The 3,665-nt window shown below is 57.5% G+C and carries 3 protein-coding genes and 1 pseudogene; all 4 read right to left on the bottom strand.

Features of this window, described 5'->3' with window-relative positions; translation table 11 throughout:
- Positions 1 to 765, bottom strand: a 765-nt coding sequence (locus tag ACESTR_RS15670; RefSeq protein WP_373179420.1) for a hypothetical protein, incomplete at its 3' end; no start/stop codon positions are given.
- Positions 766 to 1,047: 282 nt separating this feature from the next.
- Complete coding sequence (locus ACESTR_RS15665; RefSeq protein WP_009598935.1) at positions 1,048 to 1,482, bottom strand: hypothetical protein; 435 nt, start codon at positions 1,480 to 1,482, stop codon at positions 1,048 to 1,050.
- Positions 1,472 to 1,831 carry a DUF3876 domain-containing protein gene (locus ACESTR_RS15660; protein ID WP_229111673.1) on the bottom strand — a complete coding sequence of 120 codons (360 nt, stop codon included), beginning with the start codon at positions 1,829 to 1,831 and terminating at the stop codon, positions 1,472 to 1,474. The genes ACESTR_RS15665 and ACESTR_RS15660 overlap by 11 nt, the downstream gene beginning before the upstream one ends.
- Positions 1,832 to 1,842: 11 nt before the next feature.
- Positions 1,843 to 3,429 (bottom strand): annotated as a pseudogene (locus ACESTR_RS15655) (TraG family conjugative transposon ATPase); the annotation flags it as partial.
- Positions 3,430 to 3,665 lie beyond the last annotated feature (236 nt).

Genomic DNA, 3,665 nt, shown 5'->3' with positions numbered 1-3,665 from the left:
ATCGTCGGCGTAGGACTGCCGCCCGGTCATGCGGACAAGGCGTGCATCCAGCTCGCGGAAGGCTTTCTCGACCTGCCGGGATTGTTCTTCGCGGGAGATGCCCGGCTCGATACCGTATTTGTCGAGCAGCTGCCGGTTAATACGGCTGTCGTCGATTCGCTCCGGGAAGCGTGCAAGCCATCCCAATGTCTGCAACTCGGCATCGAGTTTTTCAATGTAGGTTTGCCGCAGGGAAATTTCCGGATCACTCTCTAATATCCTCTCGGCTTCCCGCACCATGCGGTTCTCGGCCTTCCAGATTCGCTCCCGGAGCTGCTGCACCTGCTGCGGATTGTCCGCACATGCCGGGCCGTCCAGCCGCCCGCGCATCTTCTGCAACCGGCCCATGTCGGCGTCCCAGTCGTAGAGGCGTACGACGTAACAGGAGGGCATATAACGTCCTCTCGTTTCTGCCAGATGGCGCAGCTCGCGGAATGTCTCGGCGCGGAACTGCCGGTCGATGATATGCGCTGCGGCCTGCAACTCGTCCATCGGAGGCTGCCGGAGCCCACTGTCGGGATGCTGCTCCAAATAAGCATCCAAGAGAAAGGTGTGCATGGCCAGCAGGCCGTGCAGGGAGTGGGCGGTGTTTGCCGGAACGTCCGCGAGGCGGCACCCGATCTTTTTCGCAAACGGCGTTCCGCGCAGGGCCTCCATCAGCGCCAGTACATCTTCTCCGGCCGCATCTTCGGGCGTCCTGAGAAAGCGGGATGTTGCTGTATTCATTGTCAGCCCGATTCCGGCAATGGTCAGATCCGATTTCCGGTGCCGTCGTACAAGATCTGTAACATTGCTTATATCCCGTTCCCGGAGCAGGTTCTCTGCATGACGGGCAATGAGGGTACTTCGATGCTCCCTTTCCCAGTCCGGCTTGCGGCGGAATAGCCGTGCAATCCTATCTTTCCATTCCATAGCCGTCGGATTTAGAAATGTGTGACTGCGGGCAGCGTCTGCCGAAGGGCTGCCCCAGCAAGCAGGGGCAGCCCGGAAATACCGAATGACGCTCCATTATTCGGCCGGTTCGTTGAAGTCGCACGCTTCGGCACTGATTGCGTCGTCTTCCTGCCGCCGGATGCAGTCCTCCGGAACGAAACGTCCGTAACAGCCGATGGTGAGTGTCTCGGTGGAAGCATCGTAGATCACGCGGTTGCCGTCGTCGGCGCCGAGCCAAAGACGGTGGCGGCGCAGCGCGATGATGCCGTCCTGTACGAGGCGTTTGTAGCAGAGCGCGTGGTCGAAAACGAGGATGCGCCACATGCCCTCGCCGATGCGGCGTATCGAGGCCGAGAGGTTGTTTTCCGCCGAGAGCCACGCTCCGCAGATACGGTCGGCGTCGAGTTGTTCCCGAAGGTCTGCCAAAGTGCGGATGACTTCGGTGCGGGTTCTGATCTCCTGCTGAAGGGCCGCTACGGCCGACGCAGGCGTCGATTGGTTACTGTTCATTGTTTTTGAGTTTTGAGGTTCGTTTGAAAGCGTCGCCCGGCACGAGGAGCAGTGCATCGGCCGGGGGCGTGTAAAAGAGATCGATCCGGCGTCCGCCGTAGGCCGTATAATAGACGCAATCCTTGTAGTGCAGAGCATGTGTTTCGGACGTGCCGCGGCGCGTGATGGTGATGCGGAATTTATCACCGCACGGCTCGATCACCAGCCGCGTGTCGTCGAGCGTCGAATGCCATGCTCCGCACAGGGGACGGATTTTGCGGTATTCGTAATCGTAGAAGAGGTGAAACGCTCCGAGCACGGCCGTAAACGTCAGCAGGATGCCGGCGCATATCCAAAGCAACTGTTTCATGGCAGCGGGCATTAAGATTCGGTTTTCGTTTCGCGCTTGCATGCCAACTGCTGGATGGCGGCTTCGATGTCGCCGCCGAGCTTTTCGGCAAGCTCCATGACCTGCATCTTTTCCGATTCCTCAGTGGTATAGGTCAAATATTCTTCGACCGAGGTTTCCGTGGCATAAACTGCCGACTGCACGCCTCCGAGCCCAATCCACACTTCCTTATAGCGGCGTTTAGGATCGTTCGAGAGGTTGATAGAGAGAATCTGCGCCCGCTCCTTGTCCGTCAGCCCCAGCAGACGTTGTATGCCGTCGAATTTCGAGAGGTATTTGCGCTGGTCCAAAAGGATTTTGCAGTCGGCGTTGTTGATGATCGACTCCTTGACGATGGGCGACGAGATGATGTCGTCCACCTCCTGCGTCACCACGACCGCCTCGCCGAAATACTTGCGAACGGTTTTAAACAAATACCTAATATATGCACTCATATTGGCCGAGGTGAGGGCCTTCCAGCACTCCTCGATGAGAATCATCTTGCGGACTCCTTTCAGCCGCCGCATCTTCGAAATGAAGGTCTCCATGATGATGAGCGTCACCACCGGCAGCAGCGTCCGGTTCGAGGAGATGTTGTCCAGCTCGAAGACGATGAAACGCTTGTCCAGCAAATCCAGCTGTTTGTCGGAGTTCAGCAGGTAGTCGTACTCGCCGCCCTTATAGTAAGGTTCCAGCACGTTCAGGAAGTTTTCGAGGTCGAAATCCTTCTCCCGCACGCGCTTCTGCTCCAGAAGCCGCCGGTAGTCGGTTTCGACGAACTCGTAAAAGGTATCGAACGAGGGGACGATGGAGCGGTCGGTGCGGAGCTTCGAGAGGTAGAGGTTCACGGCGTTCGAGAGCGCCACCTCCTCCGAGCGCGTCAGCTCCTCGGATTCGCGTTTCCAAAGGGTCAGCAGCAGCGTCTTGAGCGACTCGCGCTTCTCCACGTCGTACACTCCGTCCTCGACATAGAAGGGATTGAAGGCGATGGGCGCCTCCTCGGTGTAGGTGAAATACACCCCGTCGCGGCCCTTGGTCTTGGCGTGAATCAGCGAGCAGAGCCCTTGGTAGGAGTTGCCCGTGTCGACCAGCAGGATATGCGAACCCTGCTCCCAGTACTGACGAACCAGATGGTTCGTCAGATAACTCTTGCCCGAGCCCGACGGTCCGAGGATAAATTTATTCCGATTCGTGATGACGCCGCGCTTCATCGGAAGATCCGAGATATCCAGATGAATCGGAATGCCCGACAGGCGGTCGGACATCTTGATTCCGAAGGGCGAGAGCGACGAGCGGTAGTTGGTCTCCCCGTTGAAAAGACAGAGGGCCTGATCGAGAAAGGTGTAGAAACTCTCCTCGGCAGGGAAGTCGGCCTCGTTGCCGGGAATCGCCGCCCAGAACAGCACCGGCACGTCCACCGTGTTGTGATGCGGCGTGCATCCCATCAGCGCGAGCTGCGAGCCCACGTCGTTGCGGATGCGCTTCAGCTCCGCTTCGTTCTCGGCCCATGCCATGACGTTGCAGTGGCACCTTACGGAGCGCAGCCCCTGCGAATGCGCCTCATTGAGGTACATTTCGATGTCGAGTAGGTCAGCCCCCTTACGGGAGCTTTCCCCTCTAAGAACCGTACGTGAGAGTTTCCCCTCATACGGCTCAAGCAATTCAAAACTTTTATTTGTAACTAAAAGCCGGCTCATAGTAACTTCCATTTATTTCTGTTAGTAATTCGGCTGCAATGATCATGTATTAGGACTTTCGCCTTTCTACTGCTCCCTGTCATTTCAGTAATTTTCCAGGGAGTTTCCCGTGTGATGTG

It is taken from the genome of Alistipes sp. DJF_B185, from assembly GCF_964250025.1.
In the GTDB taxonomy this organism is placed as follows: domain Bacteria; phylum Bacteroidota; class Bacteroidia; order Bacteroidales; family Rikenellaceae; genus Alistipes; species Alistipes finegoldii.
This window is presented reverse-complemented; position numbering and strand designations above follow the sequence as displayed.

What these genes read in the sequence shown, in the direction of transcription:
- ACESTR_RS15660 (WP_229111673.1), bottom strand. Translation starts at nt 1,831, where the DNA reads ATGAAACAGTTGCTTTGGATATGCGCCGGCATCCTGCTGACGTTTACG.
- ACESTR_RS15665 (WP_009598935.1), bottom strand. Translation starts at nt 1,482, where the DNA reads ATGAACAGTAACCAATCGACGCCTGCGTCGGCCGTAGCGGCCCTTCAG.